At 42.8% G+C, this 23,810-nt stretch carries 13 protein-coding genes, 2 pseudogenes and 1 riboswitch; of the genes and pseudogenes, 12 read left to right on the top strand and 3 right to left on the bottom strand.

All coding sequences use genetic code 11. From position 1 onward, the window contains the following. Positions 1-173: pseudogene (locus tag C511_RS17850) on the bottom strand (IS4-like element ISUnCu6 family transposase); the annotation flags it as partial. Between the two features lie 276 nt (positions 174-449). On the opposite strand from C511_RS17850, the gene C511_RS0107710 reads away from it, so the two are divergent. The 7 genes from C511_RS0107710 to fucO all read left to right on the top strand — a co-directional run bounded on the left by C511_RS0107710 (position 450) and on the right by fucO (position 14,458). Further along, positions 450-3,152, top strand: coding sequence for a triple tyrosine motif-containing protein (locus C511_RS0107710; protein WP_244877227.1), 2,703 nt, complete (start codon positions 450-452; stop codon positions 3,150-3,152). Positions 3,153-3,418: 266 nt separating this feature from the next. Continuing rightward, entirely contained in the window at positions 3,419-6,613 is a 3,195-nt protein-coding gene (locus C511_RS0107705; protein ID WP_024996508.1) for a SusC/RagA family TonB-linked outer membrane protein, read from the top strand. 19 nt (positions 6,614-6,632) lie between these two features. Continuing rightward, positions 6,633-8,165 carry a RagB/SusD family nutrient uptake outer membrane protein gene (locus tag C511_RS0107700; protein ID WP_027318002.1) on the top strand — a complete coding sequence of 511 codons (1,533 nt, stop codon included), beginning with the start codon at positions 6,633-6,635 and terminating at the stop codon, positions 8,163-8,165. 31 nt (positions 8,166-8,196) lie between these two features. Further along, entirely contained in the window at positions 8,197-9,657 is a 1,461-nt protein-coding gene (locus C511_RS0107695; RefSeq protein ID WP_027318001.1) for a PKD domain-containing protein, read from the top strand. A gap of 59 nt (positions 9,658-9,716) precedes the next feature. After that, a complete protein-coding gene (locus C511_RS0107690) occupies positions 9,717-10,817 on the top strand; it encodes a family 16 glycosylhydrolase (protein ID WP_024996507.1) in 1,101 nt (366 codons plus the stop codon). A 15-nt stretch (positions 10,818-10,832) separates the two neighbouring features. Continuing rightward, on the top strand, positions 10,833-13,079 hold the full coding sequence (gene bglX, locus C511_RS0107685; protein WP_024996506.1) for a beta-glucosidase BglX: 2,247 nt from the start codon (positions 10,833-10,835) through the stop codon (positions 13,077-13,079). 224 nt (positions 13,080-13,303) lie between these two features. Next, positions 13,304-14,458, top strand: coding sequence for a lactaldehyde reductase (gene fucO, locus C511_RS0107680; protein ID WP_081698281.1), 1,155 nt, complete (start codon positions 13,304-13,306; stop codon positions 14,456-14,458). Between the two features lie 75 nt (positions 14,459-14,533). On the opposite strand, the gene eno is transcribed toward fucO, so the two are convergent. Next, entirely contained in the window at positions 14,534-15,814 is a 1,281-nt protein-coding gene (gene eno / locus C511_RS0107675; RefSeq protein ID WP_024996504.1) for a phosphopyruvate hydratase, read from the bottom strand. Positions 15,815-16,201: 387 nt separating this feature from the next. Continuing rightward, positions 16,202-16,945 carry a Lin1244/Lin1753 domain-containing protein gene (locus tag C511_RS17225; RefSeq protein WP_024996503.1) on the bottom strand — a complete coding sequence of 248 codons (744 nt, stop codon included), beginning with the start codon at positions 16,943-16,945 and terminating at the stop codon, positions 16,202-16,204. Positions 16,946-17,229: 284 nt separating this feature from the next. On the opposite strand from C511_RS17225, the pseudogene C511_RS18635 reads away from it, so the two are divergent. The 5 genes and pseudogenes from C511_RS18635 to gcvT form a co-directional block, all read left to right on the top strand. Continuing rightward, positions 17,230-17,400 (top strand): annotated as a pseudogene (locus tag C511_RS18635) (transposase); the annotation flags it as partial. Positions 17,401-17,599: 199 nt separating this feature from the next. After that, positions 17,600-17,664: riboswitch (Fluoride riboswitch) on the top strand. A 218-nt stretch (positions 17,665-17,882) separates the two neighbouring features. Beyond that, positions 17,883-19,067 carry a cation:proton antiporter gene (locus C511_RS0107655; protein ID WP_024996501.1) on the top strand — a complete coding sequence of 395 codons (1,185 nt, stop codon included), beginning with the start codon at positions 17,883-17,885 and terminating at the stop codon, positions 19,065-19,067. A 121-nt stretch (positions 19,068-19,188) separates the two neighbouring features. Next, on the top strand, positions 19,189-21,351 hold the full coding sequence (locus tag C511_RS0107650) for a glycoside hydrolase family 97 protein (RefSeq protein ID WP_027318000.1): 2,163 nt from the start codon (positions 19,189-19,191) through the stop codon (positions 21,349-21,351). 132 nt (positions 21,352-21,483) lie between these two features. Further along, the gene (pepT, locus tag C511_RS0107645; RefSeq protein WP_024996499.1) at positions 21,484-22,710 is read left to right on the top strand and encodes a peptidase T; all 1,227 of its coding nucleotides are present in this window, start codon (positions 21,484-21,486) and stop codon (positions 22,708-22,710) included. Positions 22,711-22,720: 10 nt separating this feature from the next. Next, positions 22,721-23,806: a glycine cleavage system aminomethyltransferase GcvT gene (gene gcvT / locus C511_RS0107640; RefSeq protein WP_024996498.1), complete on the top strand. Its 1,086-nt coding sequence runs from the start codon at positions 22,721-22,723 to the stop codon at positions 23,804-23,806. Positions 23,807-23,810: the final 4 nt, after the last annotated feature.

The raw sequence follows: 23,810 nt of genomic DNA, 5'->3' as shown, positions 1-23,810 counted from the left end.
TGCAGCAATGTATATACATGGTTGCATTTGCTCTTTGTCCCAAAGAGGGATAGCTCTGTCATTTTTAACCCTTTAATCACATCCATAATGGTATACATGGCTTTATGGGAATCATTTTCCCGGAAAAAGATGCTGATCTCTGAGAGGAATGTTGTAACTTTGTGCATAAGCATAGGGGCGAGTATTAATTTTAGTTTGCACTTTAAATTTACTCATTTTCTGCAACATACAGAAACTCCTATGCCTTTTTTATGCCATCATGTCAACATATCTCATTAACTTGCGAAACTTGAATCTCTTTATTCTTTTTAGGTTTTGCCTTTCCTGTCTACGCTGATTGGAATAGTTTTATTATCAATTATAATAAAAACCTCTACGGCAAGGGCTCGCAGACTTGGCAGATTGCTTCTTATGATGCCAACTGGGTGTATTTCGCAAACAAAAATGGCATGCTTCAATTTGACGGAAGCTCATGGAATGTGTTCGCTTTACACAATCATTCGGATGTGAGATCAGTGCTTCCTTCTACCTCTCAAAAGTGTATTTATGTAGGTGGAATCAACGAATTCGGGTACTTTAAACCGGGAAAAGGTGGAAAGCTTGTGTATGTTTGCATGTCTGACTCGATTCCTGATTCAAACCGTTTTATCGGCAACGTTTGGCGTATTCATGAAAATGATAACATACTCTATATACAAGGTGACGGGAAAATACTAAAATATTTGAATGGTAAATACACGGCAATAGATGCGGCAGCCAAAATTGAATGCTCCTCCATGGTTAATGGGGTATTGTACATAGGAACGGATTATGGAGTGTATGTTCTGGTTGGCAATACCTTTTTCCCTTTGCAGGGTGCGGAATCATTAATGTCGAAGCGCATTAGAGGAATTATTCCTCATGGGAAAGGGGTGATTGTTGTCACTGCCTACGATGGTCTTTTTTACTCCGATGGAGGCGTTACTCGTCCTTTCTTAACAGGCGCCGAAACTTTCTTGAGGGATAACGAAGTGTTTTGCGTTGCTTCATCCGGAAATCAAATAGCCTTGGGAACCGTCCATAAGGGTATTATTCTGGTTAACAAGCAAACGCTGGTTACCAAGTATTTCAATGAGAACAACGGTCTTCAGAATAATACCGTACTTTCCATGGCTTTTGACCGTTCTCATAACCTATGGGCTGGTCTTGATAGCGGAATAGATTATATATGCCTGAATTCATCGCTCACTAATCTATACACCTATCCTTATTCGTTTGGAACCGGATATGCCGCATTCTTACACAATGATTTCTTGTATTTGGGAACAAACAGGGGGCTTTATTACGTGAAATATCCTGTTGTTATGAATGATAATTTACCGGATATAAAGCCGGTGGGGCATTCCAGTGGACAGGTGTGGAACTTATGCAAAATAGGAGATGATCTTTTTTGTTTGCATGATAGAGGATTGTTCCTGGTAAAAGGTAGCGAGATGGAACGCATTGGCAACATTTCAGGTACATGGACTTGTGAACAGATTATGGGCAAAAAAAATCAAATGTTCGTGGGGGTTTATGACGGTATGTACGTATTTGAAAAAGAAAATGGTACGTGGAAAGTCAGTCATAAAATAGAGGGGTTGTTTGACTCTTGTCGCTTTTTCGAACAAGAGTCATCACGTGTTATATGGGTTTTTAACTCGGATAAAACATTGCGGGTTGAATTAAGTGCGGACCTCAAAAGAGCTCAGAATATAAAGTCGTATGGAGTAACAAAAGGATTTCCTTCCGAAAGAGAAATCTATGTCAGCAAATTGAACCATAAAATCTACTTTGCCACTCCCAAAGGAGCATATGAGTATAATGATAAGAGTGATTGTATGCAACACTCTAAGGAAATAGATAATTTATTAAATGGCACAACCACGTATTCACGTTTACTGGAATTTAATAATCACGTTATCAGCCTGAGTCATAAAGAAATTTGTATTGCTAATTTGCGTAATTACAAAAAAGGAGCGGCCACTGTTGTTGTTCCTATAGAATTACCAGGTGTTGAATTAGTGCAGGGGGCCGAAAAAATAGTTCCTTTAAATGATTCATTGATGGTTATCCCGAATGATTATGGATTTGCCATGTTGAAAGTGCCGGCCCTCAAAACAAAGAAAGACTATAGTCGGTCTATGTTTGTACGTAAAGTCTTCGTTTCATACCCCAAAGATTCATTGGTTTATATAGGCAATTTTTTGGGAGAAAAGGAAAAACCCAGAATTCCGTATGCGCATAATTCAATACGTATTGAATATTCCATATCATCTTTTACGCAAGGTGAGGAGGTTAGCTACCAGTATCGTCTCAATGGCGGTGAATGGTCAGACTTTACTGTTTCTTTGACTAAAGAATACAGTAATTTGCCCGAAGGCGACTATGTATTTGAAGTAAAAGCAGTATTTCTTGATGGCAGTAGTTCTGCCGACACTTTTTCTTTTCAAATTCTGCCTCCCTGGTATAGAACAGCGATAGCTTATGCAATATACTTGGTTTTGTTTCTTTTGGCTTTATGGTATGTTTATCGCTGGGATGATTCACGTGTAAAACGTAAAAATGAGCAGGTCGTATTTGAAAAGGATAAAGAGATTCATCATTTGGAAAAAGAATACGAGAAAGAGAAGGCTATAAAGGAAAGACAAATTATGGAACTTGAAAAAGAAAAGTTGGAATACGATTTGCAACATAAAAGTCAGGAGATGGCTAATTTGATGATTAATTTTGTTCGCAAGAACGAAATGCTTACCGAGATAAAAGCCGATTTGTATAAGGTTGTTTCCAGTATGAAAGGAGATGGCACCAGAGATGCGAAACAAATGCTGCTGGTGGTTAACAATAAAATAGATGCTAACATCCAGTCGGATGAACTCTTGAAACGCATTGAAGATCAGTTCGATCTTATTCACAATAACTTTATGAAGCATTTGGGAGAGAAACATCCCGATCTATCTTTAAATGAACGCATGATGTGCGCTTATCTTAAAATGAATCTTTCCAGTAAAGAAATAGCTCCTCTTTTAAATATTTCCATTAGGGGAGTTGAGACAATCCGTTATCGTCTTCGAAAGAAATTTGAATTGGAAAGAGATGAAGGATTAACTGAATATTTAAACACTAAAATTTAACTCCTGTTCACATGGTATTAATAAGGCTGCATTTTGATGTGGCCTTATTTGTTATATATGCTTTATAACATAAATGACGAGTTTGATTGATGTATATATAAAACATTGATTATCAATACTTTATTTATTTTTGACGTATTTATAACGTATTTAAATTTTTGAATTGACGTATTTAGGAATGCTATTTTATGATATCATTCATGACCAAATACATTATGTTTGCATCGTTCGACAAGGAACAGTGTTAATCTTAATTTATAAAAATTATGAAAAAATTATTTTTCTTATTTCTTTTTTGGGGGATTGCACTTACTGTATTTTCACAGAATATACAGATAAAAGGTGTAATCGTAGGCGGGCAAGACAGTGAACCTTTGCCCGGAGTTAATGTGGTAGTGAAAGGGACTACTAATGGTACAATTACAGATCTCGATGGTCAGTTTACATTGAATGCCCCTTCTGATTGTATCTTATCTATTTCCTATGTAGGATATAAATCGCAAGAGGTTTCAGTTAAAGGCAACCGATCACTGAGAGTCGTTTTGCAAGAAGATACCGAAACGCTCGATGAGGTTGTAGTTGTGGGCTACGGTGTTCAGAAGAAAAGTGTTGTAACAGCAGCTATTAGCCGTGTAACAGCAGAGGAATTGAATGTAGCAAAACCTTCACGCGTTGAAGATGCATTAAAAGGAAAAGTATCCGGTGTGCAAATAACTCAGAGTTCCGGCCAACCGGGGTCCGATTCCAAGGTGAGGATCCGCGGTATTGGTACCGTAAACAACAGCGACCCTTTATATATTGTAGATGGCATGCCTGTTGATGGTGGCATTGGTTATTTGAACCCGGTAGATATTCAGTCAGTTGAAATACTGAAAGATGCCGCTTCTGCTGCTATATATGGAGCACGCGCTGCCAACGGTGTAGTGTTGGTTACTACAAAAACCGGAGATGGAGGCACTGGCAAAGGATTAGGTAAGGCTACTGTAAATTACAACTTTAGCTATGGATGGCAGAATCCGTGGAAGAAGAAATCTGTGCTCAATGCAACTGAATACATGGTTATAATGAATGAAGCGCAGATTAATGATGGGAATGCTCCCAGATACACTGCAGATCAGGTTGCCAACGCCGGTAAAGGTACCGATTGGCAAGATGAAACATTTAATTATGATGCTCCCGTTCAAAATCATCAAGTAAGTATCAGTGGGGGTGGTGAAAAAGTCTCTTATTTCCTCTCTTTAGGTTACTTTAATCAAGAAGGTATTGTTGGTGGTGATTATGGCAAATCAAATTATGACAGATGGAGTATTCGTACAAATTCTACTTATAATGTGTTTGAGGATAATAGCCGCAAATTCCTTAATAAAGTAAGAGTAGGAGTGAATGTTGGTTACTCAAGAGGAAAATCTACAGGAATTGAAACCAACTCTGAATATGGTTCTATCCTGGGTAGTGCACTCACTTTTTCTCCTTTGGTTTCTGTATATGCAAGTGACACCGAAGCGGCTAATATATTGGCAGCACATCCTTATGCGGTAAAAGATAAAGATGGTCGCGTATATTCTATTCCTCCTTCGGGCTTTCAAGAAATTGCAAATCCAGTTGCTATGTTGCATCAACCTCGTTCGGAGAAAAACAACGAAGATAAATTTGTAGGTACTTTCTGGGGAGAAATAGATGTATTGCCTGGACTTAAATTCAAAAGTAGCTATGGATTCGACCTCGCATTTTGGGGGAAAGACGGATATGAATTTCCTTATTTCTTGGCAAACCAAGGCAAAGACGTAACACAAAGTTCCGTTTGGAGTGAGATGAATAGAGGTTATAAGTGGCAGGTTGAAAATGTATTGACTTACAATAAAACATTTGCTGGCAATCATAATCTGACTGTGGTATTAGGTCAATCTGCTCAAAGGTACACCTATCGTCAATTAGGGGGTAGTGATTATGATTTACTTGAAAATGATCCGTCAAAAGCAAATATAAACTCTGCTATAGCCGATAGAGACGACGAACGTGTTTATGGTGGAACCGGTGGGTATAATAATGCTAGTTTAGCGTCTTATTTTGGTCGTATTGATTATAACTATGCAGAGAGGTACATGATACAGGCAACCGTACGCCGCGATGGTTCTTCTCGATTTGGTCCTAGTCATAAATGGGCTGTATTTCCTGCTGTATCTTTAGGATGGAACGTATCCAATGAACCTTTTATGGAAAACAGACCGGATTGGTTGACTTCTTTGAAACTTCGTGCAAGTTGGGGTAAAAACGGTAATGAGAATATTGGTAATTTCCGTTACACATCATTGATGGATGGCGGACAGAATTATTATTTTGGTGGTGGCTACGTAGTTGCTACGGAAAGTAAAAATGGTGTGATGCAGTATGGTAGTTCTCCAGCTGCAATACCTAATCCTGATGTGAAATGGGAGGAGTCTGAACAAACCGATTTAGGTTTTGATATCCGTTTCTTTGATAATGCTTTGAATTTTGGCTTTGACTATTTCAAGAAAAAGACAAATGGTATGTTGATGGATCAGCCTATCCCAAGTTATGTTGGGCAGAGCGCACCCATTGCCAATGCTGGCGATATGGAGAACTGGGGATTGGAATTTGAAATGGGATGGAAGCAGTCATTGGGGGATTTTAAATATTCTGTAAACGCCAATGCTTCTTATTTAAAGAACAAATTGATAAAATTAGGTAATGCTTCAGGAGAAGCTATTTATGAAAATGCTGGTGCATCAGGTTTAGGTAGTTATGTAAAAGGCCAGAATGGTGAAGTTTACCCGTTCTTCTACGGATACAAAACCGCCGGTATTTTCCAAAACCAGGCACAAGTTGACGCTTACGTAAATGATAAGGGAGTTAAATTACAGCCTAAGGCCCAGCCGGGTGATGTTATCTTTGTTGATTATGATAACAATGGCGTAATTGAAGATGCTGATAAAACCAAAATAGGTAAAGGAATGCCTGACTGGACTTTCGGATTGACGTTAAATGCAGAGTGGAAAGGTTTTGATCTTAATTTATTTTTCCAAGGTACTGCCGGAAATGATGTGTTTGACTTTTCACAACGTGGTGATATCCCTGCTATGAACCGTCCAACATGGATACTTGATCGTTGGATTGGCGAGGGTACTTCTAATAAAATTCCACGCATGACATCATCAAATCCTAATAGTAACTGGCGTTCTTCTGATTTATATATCAAAGATGGAAGTTATGTCCGCTTAAAAACTGCTCAGTTTGGATATACCTTGCCGGCAATGTGGACTCAAAAAGTGTCTGTTCAAAAGTTGAGAGTTTATATTGCAGCAGAGAACTTGTTGACTTTCACCGGGTATGACGGGTTTGACCCCGAAGTTGCTTCAGGTGGTTATACTACTATTGGTATCGATCGTGGTATATATCCGCAGGCAAGAACCATTTCTGTGGGAGCAAATATTACTTTTTAATTCTTAAATGATAAATGGTATGAAAAATAATAAATTCTTAATGATAATAGCAGCCGCTTTTGTTGTACTTGGTACAACTTCATGTGGTGATGATTTTCTAACAGCTTCCTCTACGGAGAAACAAGAAGCCGGAGGAGCAGCTACCGAAGGAGCTATCTTATCTAATTTGGGCTCTGCTTATCAGATATTGTTGTTTGACAGTTATGCAAATAACAACTACAACAGTGTACCGCTGATGTCTGACCTTCGTTCAGATGATATTTATAAAGGTGGCGGAGACGCCGGTGACCAGGGACAATTATACAAGCTCTCACAGTTTACTTCATCGGCCGATGAAAATATAACCGGTTTATGGAGCATCTATTATACCGGGCTTGCTCGTTGTAACAATGTAATTATAGCTTGCGGCAATGCAGTGAATGTGCCCGAAGCCAGACTTGAACAATACAAAGCAGAAGCACATTTCTTACGCGCTTACTATGTTCATTTGTTATGGAAGTTCTGGGGAAATATTCCTTATTTTGAAGAACCCTTAACTAGTGCACCTTACATGGCAAAACAATTCAAGGCTGACGACATTTACAAAGAAATCATGGAAGACATTGATTTTGCCGCTACTGAAGGAAAATTACCCATGAAAGTTTCTGCTGCCAATACGGGGCGTGTTTCACGTGCTGCTGTATTGATGCTGAAAGCTCGTGTAGTTTTGTACCAGAAAGATGCATCAAGATATGCCGAATTGGCTAAAGACATGGAAGAACTTATTTCTACCGGAGGATATGACCTTTATTCAAACTTTGATGCCATGTGGAATGATGAGAATGAATTTTGCGTAGAATCAATCTTTGAAAGTAATCAGTTGCCCGAAGGAAAGAGCTGGGCGAGTGGTTGGCAAGGATATGGAACTAACCTTCCTGCGTTTATTTCTCCCAATGGGTTGACTGACCCGGCAGAGGTCTTTAAAGGAGGCTGGGGATTCGGACCGGTAAGACAGGCTGCTTATGCCGTATATGAAGATGGCGATACTCGTTTGGCCGGATCTATTAATGCATGGCCGGAAGGCAGTTATACTCCGCGCTTTCAGGATACTGGCCTATTCATGCGTAAGTATTCGGCTCGTATCGGTTATAACCCTCCTCCCGGAGACCAAGACTTAAACTACTGCAATAATGTACGTATCTTCCGTTTTGCCGAAGCTTTGCTCAATTATGCCGAATTGGTCGTTATTCATGGTCAAACCGAAGTGAACGGCCTATCTGCCCAATCATGTTTAGACAGAATCCGCAAACGCGCCTTTGGAGCTGATAATTCTATTCCGGCAACAGCTGAAAATATAAAACTAGAAAGACGTCGGGAATTCTTGGGCGAAGGTATGCGCTTTTGGGACATTGTTCGTTGGGGAGACACCTCTTTGTTGAACGATAATGATGCAGCACACAATTCGGTTCGTACTTGGAATGATTACATGAAGTATCTTCCTATTCCTCAAGGTGAACTTGATAAGACAAAAGGAACTGAATATGAATTAGAACAAAATACAGGTTGGAATTAAGATGAACCGTAACAAGTTAATACGAAACAATATGAAAAATATATTTAAAACAGGTATACTGGCTTTGTTATCAGTTCTTTTGATGACAAGCTGTGACCCTCAAGAAAACAATGAATATGGTTTGGGGACTACACCGACAGAAACTGATTTGTCGTTTACTGCAACTCCGTCTTCCTCAAAAGCAAATATTATAGTTCTTAAGAACACCTCTTCTGTTTCGGGTGTTGCTACATGGAATTTGGGCAATGGTGCTACGGCCAAAGGTGAATCGGTTGAGGCTCAATATCCTTTCGCAGGTACATATACCGTTTCATTAACGCTGTATACCACCGGTGGTTCTGCTACTGTAACTAAGCAAATTATTATTGCTGAAGACGATATGTCATTGCTTGATACTCCGATGTACAATGCTTTAACAGGCGGTGCAGCTAATCTGGCAGGAAAGACTTGGGTATTTGACGAATATCACGACGGGCACTTTGGTGTAGGTCCGGTGCTTAATGATGACGGTAGTGTTTCTACTAGTCCGTCATGGTGGTCATGTCCTGCTTCCGGTAAAGAAGGAGCTAGCTTGTATAAGCAAGAGTTCACCTTTATTCAGGTTGGTGTGAAGATGATATGGAAAAATAATGGTTACATCTATACCAATGCCAATGGTAAAAATGCATTGGGAATAAATGACTATATTGAAAATCCGGGTGGTGTTGGTGACTTTGATGTAGCATATACACCTCAAGCTGAATATACTTTTGCTTTAGATGAAAATGAGAAAACGCTTACGTTAAGCAATGATGCTTTCTTCGGACACTATGCCGGTACGTCTACCTATAAAATTGAATCGTTGACCGATGATGCTCTTTATTTGAGTTGTGCTAGTAAAGTAGAATCCGGCAATAAATGGTGGTATCGATTTATTCCTAAAGAGAAAAATGTGAAGCCTGTGGTACCTGTTAAAGCAGTTGCTTTAGCCGAAAACTTTGAAAAGGAGAAATTGTCTGTCGACTTTAAGCGCGAGGAAATGGGCACGTTACAACACATTTATGCAAACCCTGCTCCAGTACCGGTTAATGAATCCAAACTTGTTTATTTGTACCAAAAAACATCAGCATTCTATTCAAACATATCTTATACCGTTACCGGATATAAGTTTGATTTGACTCAAATGAATAAGGTAAGAATGAAAGTATATATTCCTTCGTACAATAACTATGAAGATGTATTTGCTACAGCCGGTGATTGGGTTACTATTAACAAACTACAGTCACAAGTTGCTGTGAAGTTGCAAAATAGTAATCTGGGCACTACTTCATATACTACGCAGACTGAGATCGTTAAAGCCAATCTTCAGAAAGACAGATGGTTGGAACTTGAATTTGATTTTAGTTCCGTGAAAGATCGTAAAGACTATGACAAGATAGTGATTCAGTTTGGCGGTGAAGGCCATGCTGCACCTGGTATTTTCTTCTTTGATGATTTCTCTTTTAATAAATAAGCAAACCCATAAGGGCAGCGCAAGCTGCCCTTATAATGGTTACAACCTACAATGATGATATGATGAGAAAAGTCCTTTTATTGATGTTTATTTCTATTTTACCTTTCATTTATTGCTGTAGCAGTGATGACCCGGTATCTAAGCCTGACGCCGTTTTAATCAGTATTACTCCACAGTCTCTGGAACTCACCGGGCAAGCTGAGAATAAAGTATTGCAAGTCAGTTCGAATGCTGATTGGGAGGTTGTAAGCAGCCAGAGTTGGTGCAAAGTAACTCCCTCTTCAGGTTCAACCGGAGCGGCTAGTGTTACTATTACTGTTGAAGAGAATACTTCCGGTTCACCCAAAACAGCAGAACTGACATTCAAATCGGGTTCGTACACAGCAACTTATTCAATTTCTCAACCTGCCAAAATTATTGCTCCTGCCGGTTATCAGTTGGTGTGGAATGATGAATTTAATGCATCAAGGCTGAGTGGTGGAAGACCTGCTTTACCTGCTACTACTAATTGGTCTTATGAAACAGGTAACAACGGTTGGGGAAATAATGAGCTGCAAAATTATATATCAGGTTTCTCCGGCACTGATACGTGTGCGGTCGTGACCGATGGTAAGTTGAAGATTATTGCTAAGAAGGTTGGTAATCAGGTACTTTCCATTCGTATGAATACGAGGCAGAGCTGGAAATACGGTTATTTTGAAGCCCGCTTAAAACTGCCTAAAGGAAAAGGAACGTGGCCTGCCTTCTGGATGTTACCTAAAAACTTTACGGCATGGCCCGATGATGGTGAGATAGATATTATGGAAGAAGTAGGCTACAATGCCAATTACGTATCTTCTTCCATTCACTGCAAGGCCTATAACCATTCCATCGGCACTCAGAAAACAAAAGAAATTTTGCTTTCAACAGCGCAGACAGAGTTTCATGTATACGCATTGGAGTGGACGGAAGATTATATCAAAACGTTTGTCGACGGCAAGGAGCTTTTCTACTTTGCCAACGATAAAACCGGTAACAAAAACACTTGGCCGTTTAATGCGCCGTTTTACCTGAAGTTAAATCTGGCCTGGGGCGGTAACTGGGGTGGCGCGCAAGGGGTAGATGAAAGTGTGTTACCCGCCACTTACGAGATCGACTATGTGCGTGTGTTTCAAAAATAATTAATGTAAATAGATATGAGAATTGGTAAAATCCTTCCGGGATGTTTGTTGCTTTTGTCTTTGTCTTCGTGCAGTACGATGCAGGAAAACAAAGATAAAGTGATTGAAAACAAGATTGAAACTCTTTTGTCAAAAATGACATTAGAAGAGAAGATCGGTCAAATGAATCAGATCAGCTCTTTGGGTAATATTGAAGAGATGAGCGTAGCCATTAAAAAAGGTGAGATTGGCTCTATCTTGAATGAAATTGATCCCGTTCGCGTCAATGCGTTGCAACGGGTGGCTGTTGAGGAATCACGCATGGGCATTCCTTTGTTGATTGCGCGTGATGTGATTCATGGTTTTAAAACTATTTTTCCTATTCCACTGGGGCAGGCTGCTACGTTCAACCCTGCCGTTGCAGAAGAGGGGGCGCGTGTTGCTGCCATTGAGGCCTCTGCTGTAGGTATCAGGTGGACGTTTGCTCCCATGATTGACATTGCCCGCGATCCGCGCTGGGGACGTATAGCCGAAGGATGCGGAGAAGATACGTATCTTACTGCCGTGATGGGGGCTGCCATGGTGAAGGGTTTCCAGGGCGATTCGCTGAATGACCCGACCGCCATCGCTGCTTGTCCCAAGCATTTTGTGGGTTACGGTGCAGCCGAGGGTGGTCGTGATTACAATTCCACTTTCATTCCCGAACGAAGATTGCGGAATGTGTATTTACCGCCGTTTGAAGCTGCTGCAAAGGCTGGTGCCGCTACGTACATGACTTCTTTTAATGACAACGACGGAGTGCCTTCTTCGGGCAATGAGTTTATTCTAAAGCAGGTGCTTCGCAAGGAATGGGGATTCGACGGATTCGTGGTGTCTGACTGGGCTTCGATCAAGGAAATGATTCCTCACGGATTTGCCGCTGATGAAAAAGATGCTGCAATGAAGGCTGTCAATGCGGGGGTAGATATGGAAATGGTTAGTTACACGTACATGACTCATCTCAAAGATCTTATCAAAGAGGGAAAGGTGAAGGAAGACGTTGTTAATGAAGCGGTACGTAATATTCTTCGAATCAAGTTCCGTCTGGGACTTTTTGAAAATCCTTATGTTGACGAAAAGCGTCAGTCGGTTATGTACGCACCGGAGCATTTGGCGGCTGCCAAACGGGCTGCGGCAGAGTCGGCCATACTGCTCAAAAACAATGGAATTTTGCCGTTGAAAGAAACGGTGAAAACGGTAGCTGTGGTTGGCCCCATGGCCGATGCTCCTTACGAGCAAATGGGTACCTGGGTGTTCGATGGCGATAAAGCATATACGCAAACTCCTCTGAAAGCCATTCAAGCACAATATGGTGACAAGGTGAACGTGATCTATGAAGCCGGATTGGATTTCAGTCGCGATAAAAATACAACGGGCATTGCGCGGGCAGCTGCTGCGGCAGCTCGTGCAGATGTGGTACTGGCATTTGTGGGCGAGGAGTCCATCCTTTCGGGAGAAGCTCATTGCTTGGCCGACTTGAATCTGCAAGGTGCACAGTCTGACTTGCTGGCTGCATTGGCCAAAACAGGTAAACCGGTGGTGACCGTTGTCATGGCGGGTCGCCCGTTGACCATTGAAAAAGAAGTCAACCAGTCGGCTGCTGTGTTTTACTATTTCCATCCGGGTACCATGGGCGGCCCGGCAATAGCTGATTTATTGTTTGGTAAAGAAGTGCCCAGCGGAAAAACACCGGTAACCTTCCCTAAAATGGTAGGGCAGATACCCGTTTACTATTCGCACAACAACAGCGGACGCCCCGCTACACGCAATGAAATTTTATTAAACGATATTCCGGTTGAGGCCGGACAAACGTCATTGGGCTGTACGTCTTTCTACATGGATGCCGGCTTTGACCCGTTGTTTCCATTCGGATACGGACTGTCTTACACTACTTTCTCGTACAGCAATATCAAGCTGGCTTCGGGCACGCTGAAGAAAGATGATGTGTTGAAGGTGACATTCGACCTTGAGAATACGGGTAAATACAAAGGAACCGAAGTGGTTCAATTGTATGTGCAAGACAAGGTGGGCTCAGTAACCCGTCCGGTAAAAGAGTTAAAAGGTTTTATGCGTGTTACTTTACAGCCGGGAGAAAAGAAGTCGCTCTCTTTTGAATTGCCGGTAAGCGAATTAGCTTTTTGGAACATCGACATGAAACACGTTGTTGAACCCGGAGATTTTGCTCTTTGGGTAGCAGGCGACAGCCAAAGCGGACAAGAAATAGCTTTTAAGGTAGGAGAATAGAAGATTGTTGTTGTTTGACAGGCAGAAGGGGCAGGTGTGGTAACACATCTCTTCTTCTGCCTTTTTTTGTTCACCCCTGCTACTGCCTTCGGTCTAATCGTTTTGATTTTTATGTTATTGGTTTTGATGGTGGTGTTTTTTAGTGAAAGGCATTCGCTTTCTTTTTTCCTATCTTTGTAGGGCAAGTCACGACATTTATCAACGCTAAATAATATAAAATTATGATTAACCGGATTATTTTAAACGAAACCTCTTATTTTGGAGCAGGCTGTCGCACGGTGATTGCTACGGAAGCAGCTCGTCGCGGATTCAAGAAAGCCTTTTTTGTAACCGATAAGGACCTGATTAAATTTGGTGTTGCTGCCGAAGTGATCAAGGTTTTGGATGATGCCAAAATTCCTTACGAACTTTACAGCGATGTAAAGGCAAATCCTACCATTGCTAACGTACAAAACGGTGTGGCTGCTTTCAAAGCATCCGGAGCCGACTTCATCATCGCATTGGGCGGAGGTTCTTCTATTGACACAGCCAAAGGTATTGGTATCGTTGTGAATAACCCCGATTTTGCCGATGTAAAGTCGCTGGAGGGTGTTGCCGACACAAAACACAAAGCTGTTCCTACTTTTGCTTTGCCTACCACCGCCGGAACTGCTGCCGAGGTAACCATCAACTACGTAATTATTGATGAGGAAGCTAAGAAGAAAATGGTATGTGTTGATCCCAACGACATTCCCGCTGTAGCCATTGTTGACCCTGAATTGATGTACTCTATGCCGAAGGGGCTGACTGCTGCAACGGGTATGGATGCCTTGACTCATGCCATTGAAAGTTACATCACACCGGGCGCGTGGGTAATGAGTGACATGTTTGAGATTAAAGCCATTGAAATGATTGCTGCCAATTTGAAGGCTGCTGTTGACAATGGTAAAGATACGGCTGCCCGTGAAGCCATGGCACAAGCACAGTACATTGCAGGTATGGGATTCTCTAATGTAGGTTTGGGCATTGTGCACTCTATGGCGCATCCTTTGGGAGCGTTCTATGACACGCCGCACGGCGTGGCCAATGCATTGCTGTTACCTTACGTGATGGAATACAATGCCGAATCACCAGCTGCTCCCAAATACAAAGAGATAGCTAAGGCAATGGGTGTGAATGTTGACGGTATGAGTACTGAAGAAGGTGTGAAAGCTGCTGTTGATGCAGTGAAAGCTCTTTCTATAAGCATTAACATTCCGCAGAAGCTTAGCGAAATCGGCGTGAAAGAAGAAGACATCCCTGCTTTGGCAGTAGCTGCTTTCAACGATGTTTGCACAGGAGGTAACCCTCGTTCTACTTCAGTAGAAGACATTGAGGCTCTGTATCGCAAAGCGTTCTAAAACAACCGAAATCAAGCCATAAAAAAGGCCGGGGCAAATCGCTTCCGGCCTTTTTCATAAATTATATTCTCTCTTTTATTTGATGCGTTTGTAACCATAAACGGCACGGTCGCCCAATTCTTCCTCAATACGGAGCAATTGGTTGTACTTAGCCATACGGTCAGAACGGCTCAAAGAACCAGTCTTAATCTGTCCGCTATTGGTTGCTACTGCAATGTCAGCAATTGTTGCATCTTCTGTTTCGCCTGAGCGGTGAGAAGTAACAGTGGTGTATCCGTGACGGTGAGCCATTTCAATGGCATTCAGCGTTTCTGTCAGCGAACCAATTTGGTTAACCTTGATCAGGATGGAGTTACCACAACCCTTTTCGATACCCTTTGACAGGAAGTCAACGTTGGTTACGAACAGGTCGTCACCTACCAATTGACAGCGTCCGCCAATACGGTCGGTCAGCTTCTTCCAACCTTCCCAGTCGTTCTCACTCATACCATCTTCAATAGAATCGATGGGGAATTCGTTAATCAGATGTTCCAGGAAGTCAACCTGCTCATCAGCAGTTCTTTTCACTCCTTTGGCACCTTCAAACTTGGTGTAGTCATACACGCCGTCTTTGAAGAACTCAGAAGAAGCACAGTCAAGCCCGATGGTGATGTCCTTTTTAGGCTCATATCCGGCTGCCTTGATAGCTGCCAATATAGAGTTTAATGCATCCTCGGTACCTTCCAAAGTAGGAGCGAAGCCACCTTCGTCACCTACGGCAGTGCTCAGTCCGCGATCTTTCAATACTTTTTTCAATGCGTGGAACACTTCGGCACCCATACGCAAACCTTCTTTGAAAGATTTGGCACCTACGGGACGAATCATGAATTCCTGGAAAGCGATAGGAGCGTCACTGTGTGAACCACCGTTAATGATGTTCATCATCGGCACAGGCATTACGTATGTGTTAACACCACCGATGTATCTGTAAAGGGGCAGGTCCAGATAAGCGGCAGCAGCCTTAGCTACAGCCAGAGACACACCTAAAATGGCGTTGGCGCCCAGTTTTGATTTAGTAGGAGTACCGTCAAGTGAAAGCATCAGATGGTCGATACCTCTTTGGTCGAGTGCAGAAACACCCACCAAGTGCGGACCAATGATGTTATTGATGTTATCAACCGCTTTCTGTACGCCTTTGCCGCCATAACGAGCCTTGTCGCCATCGCGTAATTCCAGTGCTTCGTGTTCACCGGTTGAGGCTCCCGATGGAACGGATGCTCTTCCTACGATACCTGATTCCAACAATACATCCACCTCAACTGTGGGGTTACCTCTTGAATCGAGGATTTCTCTTCCTGTAATTTTTTCTATTTTCATAATTCAAACTATGATTGATTTGATTTCTTTTTATGTTGCAAAGATACTTTTTTGCAGGGTGTGCGCCTCTACCCACAAATGGGTATTCATTGCTGCACCATTACCACTTTTTAGGTAGCTTCGTATCTAAAAACAATTTCGAATACAAAATGTTTGTTTTGCAACATTTTTTTGCCTGTATTTTTTGCCGAGTGAGAACCTGCAACGGGTGTTGGAGCACTTCACGAAAAAACACCCGGAAACTGTCACGACTCGTGCTACAAATTGCCCCGAGCAATTTGAAATCTGCCACGAGCAATGGAGCCAATTGCCCCGAGCAGTTGGGTGGATTGCCCCGAGCAATTTAGTGCCTTGCAAGCAAGCTAATACTCCCAGCAGTGCTTCCTTTCATCCCACACCGAAGTCACGGCCGGACGGGGTGGTGCTCCCTCGGGAATGGGCAATCCGCAGTACGTTCGCTGTCCGTCGACTCTCCCCCGAATGTATGGCCTGAAGTTCCAGCCACGAACGCTCCCCCAACGCTTCGTTCAGCCAACCCTCCCAAGAAGAAGATTTGCTGCCGCTGCTGCTTTCTTTTTCAGAAGCGGTAGCTTCTTTTTCTTTTCTCTTAATTTCTTCTATCCTTTTCTCTTCTATTCTCTTCTCTTCTAGAGATGCCTTTGCAACACGCTCATTATCAACTAGTTGCAAAGGCGTATTTTCGACCTTTTTTGCACTGTTTTTTTTGTTTGTTTCTGTTTTTTGTGCAGCAGAAAATGACGAATTTGTGTTGCTGTTTTGTGCTTTTTTGCGGGCAGCTTTTTCCGCTTTGGCATCGCGCGCCTTTCTTTTATTTTCCAACGGTTTCATTCGTTGCTGCAAGCCCTGAGAGGTGAAGCGTCCGTCATCCGTCAGCACAAATAAGCCGTAATTACAAACTAATTCTTCCACCCATTGGGTGAACTTGCCCAATTGTTTGGCTAATGATGGTAACAAAGACAAGGGCATGCAGTAATCGCTCTGCTCGCGAAGATATTCCAACAGTACCCAGTAGGCTCCGTAGCCTTCCAAACCTTTGTCGGCAGTGAGGGAAAGCATCTTGGCATTGTTGCGCGCGCAGCAGTCGTGAAGAAGATATTGACTATTTTTCATATCAGAAGGATTTAATGATTTTTACTGTCGCAAAGAAAAGAACTTAAATTGAGATAGGTGCCGGACAAAAGTCCGGCACCTATACTTTTTTGAGAGGATTCTCAATTTTCATGAAAGATGAGTGATTTTGATTTGTTTAGTATAGCCTATTCAGAGTTAAAACTTTGTTACTTGTATCCTCTCCGCTTATTTTTAATTAGAGATTATAATAATCAACTCAATCTTCTTTATAAAAGATATAAATTGTTTATTTGTCTATATTTAATAATGATAAATATTTTTTTGAGATGGTTTTGTTCAGAAAAAGAGCTATTATTGAAACCATTAATGATGAACTCAAGAACATTGCACAAATAGAACATTCAAGGCATAGGTCATTTCATGATTTTGTGGTGAATCTCTTGAGCGGAATTGCAGCATATTGCTTCTTTCCCAAGAAACTGTCTATCAACCTAGAGAAGGTCGTTGATAGACAACTTACTTTATTTTTTAAATCATCGAATCTACGTCGCTTGTTAAAATACTTCGCGCATTCTTGCAAATCCACTCTAAAAAAGTGAATCTGCAAGAAAACGATTGGGTGAGTACCGAAGGTTACCAATCACGAAAACCAATAAATATTTGGCAGGTAAAAGGATTCTTTTTATTTTTGCATCCGATTTCGGCAATGGATTCTGCCTTTAACCGCCCTTCGTGGGGCTGATGACTCCTACTTGGAACTTTTGTGTGTACAGAGGTTCGTTTGTTGTTATGCAGTTAACGTAAAAAACAAAAAGTAGAAGAGTTGATTATATGAAGCCGAAAACAATGCATCTGATTGCCTATTTATTCCTTTCCCGTTTTATTTATCATTCCGTCTGGCATTTCCCATAAGACCTTCTTTCTTGGGTGTGTGAATGAATGATTTTAATTTGTTTAAAAATAAAAGAACAACAATATGTTAACGAGTTTAGCTTTTATATTTCTTCTGGGATTGTCATTGGGATATGTTTTTATGAAATTGAAACTGCCGGCACTGATTGGCATGTTACTCACCGGAATAGCACTGGGGCCTTACGTGCTGAATCTGCTGGAGCCCTCGCTACTCTCTGTTTCGGTTGACCTGCGCCAGCTTGCATTGGTTATCATACTCACCCGGGCCGGTTTGGCTCTGGATATCAAGGACTTGATGAAAGTAGGGCGTCCGGCCTTGCTGATGTGTTTTGTACCCGCTTGTTTTGAAATTGCAGGCATGATGCTCATTGCCCCTCCGTTGCTCGGTATTTCTTTGCTCGATGCAGCCATTATGGGAACCGTTGTTGCTGCTGTTTCGCCGGCTATCATCGTTCCTAAAATGCTTCATCTGATGGACCAGAAGTACGGCACGTCAAAGAGCATTCCGCAGCTTATTATGGCAGGAGGATCGGTAGACGATGTGTTTGTTATCGTGATGTTTACGGCCTTTACAGGGTTGGCGTTGGGCGGCAACATATCGGCTGTGAGCTTTTTGCAGATACCGGTTTCCATCTTGTCGGGCCTCGTGCTGGGCGTGCTGCTGGGCTGGCTGCTCACTCGTTACTTCAAGCGTTACCACATGAGAGACTCCGTGAAGGTGCTCATCATACTCAGTGTGTCATTTCTGCTGGTGGCTCTCGAAAGAGTACTTAAAGGGATTCTGCCCGTATCGGGATTGTTGGCTGTAATGGCATTAGGAGCTACTCTTTTGAAAAACTACGAGGTACTGGCTTTGCGCTTATCGGCCAAATTCTCTAAGTTGTGGGTAGGAGCGGAGATCTTGTTGTTTGTGCTGGTGGGAGCTACGGTTGATATAAAATATGCGGTAGGAGCCGGACTGTCGGCCGTTGTCGTTATTCTCTTCTCGTTGCTTTTCAGAATGGCGGGAGTGTTTGTTTGCATGATTAAAACACAGCTAACGCTCAAGGAACGCGTGTTCTGCATGATTGCCTACCTGCCCAAAGCAACCGTGCAAGCGGCTATCGGTTCGCTGCCGCTGGCCATGGGGTTGCCTTGCGGTAAAATTGTGCTCACGGTGGCTGTGCTGGCTATCCTGATAACCGCTCCGCTAGGTGCATTCGGTATCGATATGACTTACAAACGCTTGCTTGAAAAAGAAACCAATTAACCAAGGCTGATACTCTCCGCAAACGTTTTCAGAAAAAGGAACTACCTTTTGAAGCCACACGCAACAAGAGTAGATACATACTTGTTATCTTTGTAATATAATTACCAATTCAATTTGTATTATGAAGAATATCAAAAGATTATCTGCCCGTGTGGCTGTGGGTTTATTCTCTCTGCTTGTGAGCATGGGAGCCGCAGCTCAGAGCATAACATCTCCCAATGGCCTGCTGAAACTGACGTTCTCGTTGACTGCCAACGGTGAGCCGGTGTATGAACTGACCTACAAAGATAAGGTTGCCGTGAAGCCTTCCCGCTTGGGACTGGAACTGAAAAAGGATGCCGGTTTGATGAACGGTTTCACCCTGCTCGACTCAAAAACATCTGCTTTTGATGAAACATGGAAACCTGTTTGGGGAGAAGAAAAAGAAATTCGTAACCACTACAACGAACTGGCGGTTACGTTGAATCAGGAGGCACAGAAAAGACACATGGTGTTGCGCTTCCGTCTTTTTAATGAGGGACTTGGGTTCCGTTATGAGTTCCCCGCTCAGCAAAACCTCAACTATTTTGTGATCAAGGAAGAGCATACTCAGTTTGCCATGACAGGTGATCATACCGCATGGTGGATTCCGGGCGATTATGATACGCAGGAATATGATTATACCGAATCAAAACTGACCGAGATACGTGGCCTGATGCAAAAGGCGATAACCGACAATGCTTCTCAGGCGCAGTTCTCGCTGACGGGCGTGCAAACGGCTTTGATGATGAAGAGTGCCGACGGATTGTATATTAATTTGCACGAAGCGGCTTTGATTGATTATTCATGCATGAACCTGAATCTGGATGATAAGAATCTGATTTTTGAGTCATGGCTTACTCCCGATGCCAAAGGTGATAAGGGTTATATGCAAACACCTTGTCAGTCGCCTTGGCGCACGGTAATGGTGAGTGACGATGCGCGTGATATTTTGGCATCCCGAATAACACTGAACCTCAACGAACCTTGCAAACTGGAAGATACTTCGTGGATTAAACCCGTTAAATACATCGGTGTTTGGTGGGAAATGATTACCGGAAAAAGCTCTTGGGCTTATACCGACGAATTGCCTTCGGTGAAGCTGGGCGAAACAGATTATACTAAAACAAAACCCAACGGTCGCCATGCGGCTAACAATACCAATGTGAAACGTTACATTGATTTTGCTGCGGAGCACGGATTCTCTCAAGTGCTTGTTGAAGGATGGAACCAAGGATGGGAAGATTGGTTTGGTCATTCCAAAGATTATGTGTTCGACTTTGTGACTCCTTATCCTGATTTCGATGTGAAGATGTTACAATCTTATGCTAAGAGCAAGGGCGTGCGATTGATGATGCATCACGAAACATCTTCTTCGGTACGTAACTACGAGCGCCACATGGATAAAGCATATCAGTTCATGGTTGACAACGGATACAATGCAGTTAAGAGCGGTTATGTGGGCGACATCATTCCCCGCGGTGAGCATCATTACGGACAGTGGATCAACAATCACTACCTGTATGCCATTAAGAAGGCTGCCGATTACAAGATTGTGGTCAATGCACACGAGGCAGTTCGTCCTACAGGTATTTGCCGCACATACCCCAACCTGATTGGAAACGAATCGGCTCGCGGTACCGAATACGAGGCATTTGGAGGTAACAAACCTTTCCATACTACCTTGTTGCCATTTACGCGTCTCATTGGCGGCCCAATGGATTATACACCCGGTATTTTCGATACGAAACTTTCTTTCCTGGGTGAAGGCGAACATAGTTTTGTACACACTACTTTGGCTAAGCAATTGGCGCTGTACGTTACCATGTACAGTCCGTTGCAAATGGCAGCCGACCTGCCCGAAAGCTACGAACGTCACCTCGATGCGTTCCAGTTTATCAAAGACGTAGCCATCGACTGGGATGAAAGTAAGTACCTGGAGGCAGAACCGGGAGATTATCTGACCATAGCCCGCAAAGCGAAAGATAGTTCCAGCTGGTTTGTTGGCGGCATTACCGATGAGAATCCCCGCACGGCGGTGGTGAACCTCAACTTCCTGGAACCAGGCAAACAATATGTAGCTACGCTCTATGCCGACGGTAAAGATGCTCATTACATTGACAACCCGGCTTCTTACCAGATTAAGAAGGGCTTGGTAACCAGTAAAACACGGATTTCAGTAAAAGAAGCTGCCAGCGGCGGATTTGCTCTGAGCTTGGTTGAAGCAACTGCTGCCGATAAAAAAGCAGTGAAAAAGTGGAAGTAAAGAATGCGTTTCTGATAAAAGAATCATTTTTATACAATAAGAGCGGTGAATTTCTTTGGGAGTTCACCGCTCTTATTTTACCTTTACGGACAATAAACTACTTCTATAAATATAATTAAAGTATATAATATGATGAATCTGACAGAACGTTTCTTGAAATATGTGAGTTTTGATACGCAATCTGATGAACTTACACGGCTGACTCCCAGTACTCCGGGACAAATGGTTTTTGCCAAATACCTCAAAGAGGAGCTTGAATCGCTGGGACTGCAAGAGGTGGAACTGGATGAAAATGGCTATTTGTTTGCCACTTTACCTGCCAATACGGATAAAGAAGTTCCTACTATCGGCTTTATATCACACATGGACACTAGCCCCGATATGTCGGGCAAGAACGTGTCTCCGCGCATTGTGCAAAACTATGACGGTAGTGATATTGTGCTTTGTGCCGAAGAAAATATTGTGTTGTCGCCTGCACAGTTTCCCGAACTGCTAAACCATAAAGGTGAGGATTTGATTGTAACTGATGGCAAAACATTGCTCGGAGCAGATGACAAGGCTGGCATAGCCGAAATTGTATCGGCAATGGTTTACCTGATGGAGCATCCTGAAATTAAGCACGGAAAGATTCGTGTTGGCTTTAACCCCGATGAAGAGATTGGTGAAGGGGCTCACAAATTTGATGTGGAGAAGTTTGGCTGCGAATGGGGTTACACCATGGATGGCGGCGAACTGGGCGAGTTGGAATTTGAAAACTTCAATGCGGCCGGTGCCAAGGTTATTTTCAAAGGACGCAACGTGCATCCCGGTTATGCAAAGAACAAAATGATTAATTCCATGCGCATAGCCAGTCAGTTTATTAACATGTTGCCACGTCACGAAACGCCTGAGCATACCGAAAAATACGAAGGATTTTATCACTTGAACGGCATGCAGGGTGATGTGGAGCAAACTACACTGAATTATATTATCCGTGACCATGACCGCGATAAGTTTGAAAACCGAAAGAAGGAGATACAGCATTTGGTAAACAAAATCAATGCGGAATTTGGCGAGGGAACGGCTACGCTCGAAATGCGTGACCAGTATTATAACATGCGCGAGAAGATTGAACCTGTGATGCACATCATTGATGTGGCTTTTGCTGCTATGGAAGCAGTAGGCGTGAAGCCTAATGTGAAACCCATTCGCGGAGGTACCGACGGTGCTCAGCTTTCATTCAAAGGGTTACCTTGTCCCAATATTTTTGCCGGTGGAATCAACTTCCACGGTCGTTACGAATTTGTACCTATTCAGAACATGGAAAAGGCTATGAAGGTAATCGTTAAGATTGCCGAAATGGTGGCTTCCGATAAATAAACCTATAGCTATGAAACACACTCCATTTACAGAAAAACATGTGGCTCTCGGTGCTAAAATGCACGAGTTTGCCGGTTACAACATGCCCATTGAATATTCGGGTATTATTGATGAACACCTAACGGTTTGCCAAGCTGTGGGCGTGTTCGATGTGTCGCACATGGGTGAATTTTGGGTAAAAGGTCCCAAGGCATTGGACTTTTTGCAGAAAGTGACATCCAATAATGTGGCGGCTTTAACACCCGGAAAGATTCAATATACTTGCTTCCCAAACGAACAAGGGGGGATTGTTGACGATTTGTTGGTTTATCAGTATGAGCCTCAAAAGTATCTGCTGGTGGTCAATGCAGCGAACATTGAGAAGGACTGGAAATGGTGTGTGGATCATAATACGGAAGGGGCTGTACTCGAAAATGCATCCCACCACATGGCGCAGTTGGCTGTGCAGGGTCCGCAGGCATTGGCTACTTTGCAGAAACTCACCCGGATGGATCTCTCTGCTATTCATTACTACACATTTGTTGTGGGTGAAATGGCAGGCGTGAAGGAGGTTATTGTATCGAATACCGGCTATACGGGTGCCGGTGGTTTTGAACTCTATTTCTATCCCGAGCATGCAGATGCTATATGGAATGCTGTTTTTGAAGCGGGGCAGGAGTTTGGAATCAAGCCCGTGGGACTGGGTGCCCGCGATACACTTCGTTTGGAGATGGGTTTCTGTTTGTACGGCAATGACATTGATGATACGACTTCTCCTATTGAAGCAGGATTGGGTTGGATTACCAAGTTTGTGGAAGGTAAAAACTTCATCAATCGTGCCATGCTCGAGAAACAAAAGCAGGAGGGGGTTAGCCGTAAGTTAATTGGTTTTGAAATGATTGACCGGGGCATTCCTCGCCAGGGATACGAACTGTATGCTGCTGCGGGCGATAAAATAGGGGTTGTCACCTCGGGTACCATGTCGCCTCTCAGCAAGCTGGGCATAGGAATGGGCTACGTGCAAACCGAACTGGCCTTGCCGGGCACTGAACTTTATGTGGATGTGCGCGGCAGAAAATTAAAAGCGAAGGTGGTGAAACTGCCTTTCCGAAAATAAGATT

The organism is Bacteroides graminisolvens DSM 19988 = JCM 15093 (assembly GCF_000428125.1).
GTDB classification, from domain to species: domain Bacteria; phylum Bacteroidota; class Bacteroidia; order Bacteroidales; family Bacteroidaceae; genus Bacteroides; species Bacteroides graminisolvens.
Note: the sequence above shows the minus strand (reverse complement) of the source record. Positions and strands in the feature narration are given on the sequence as shown.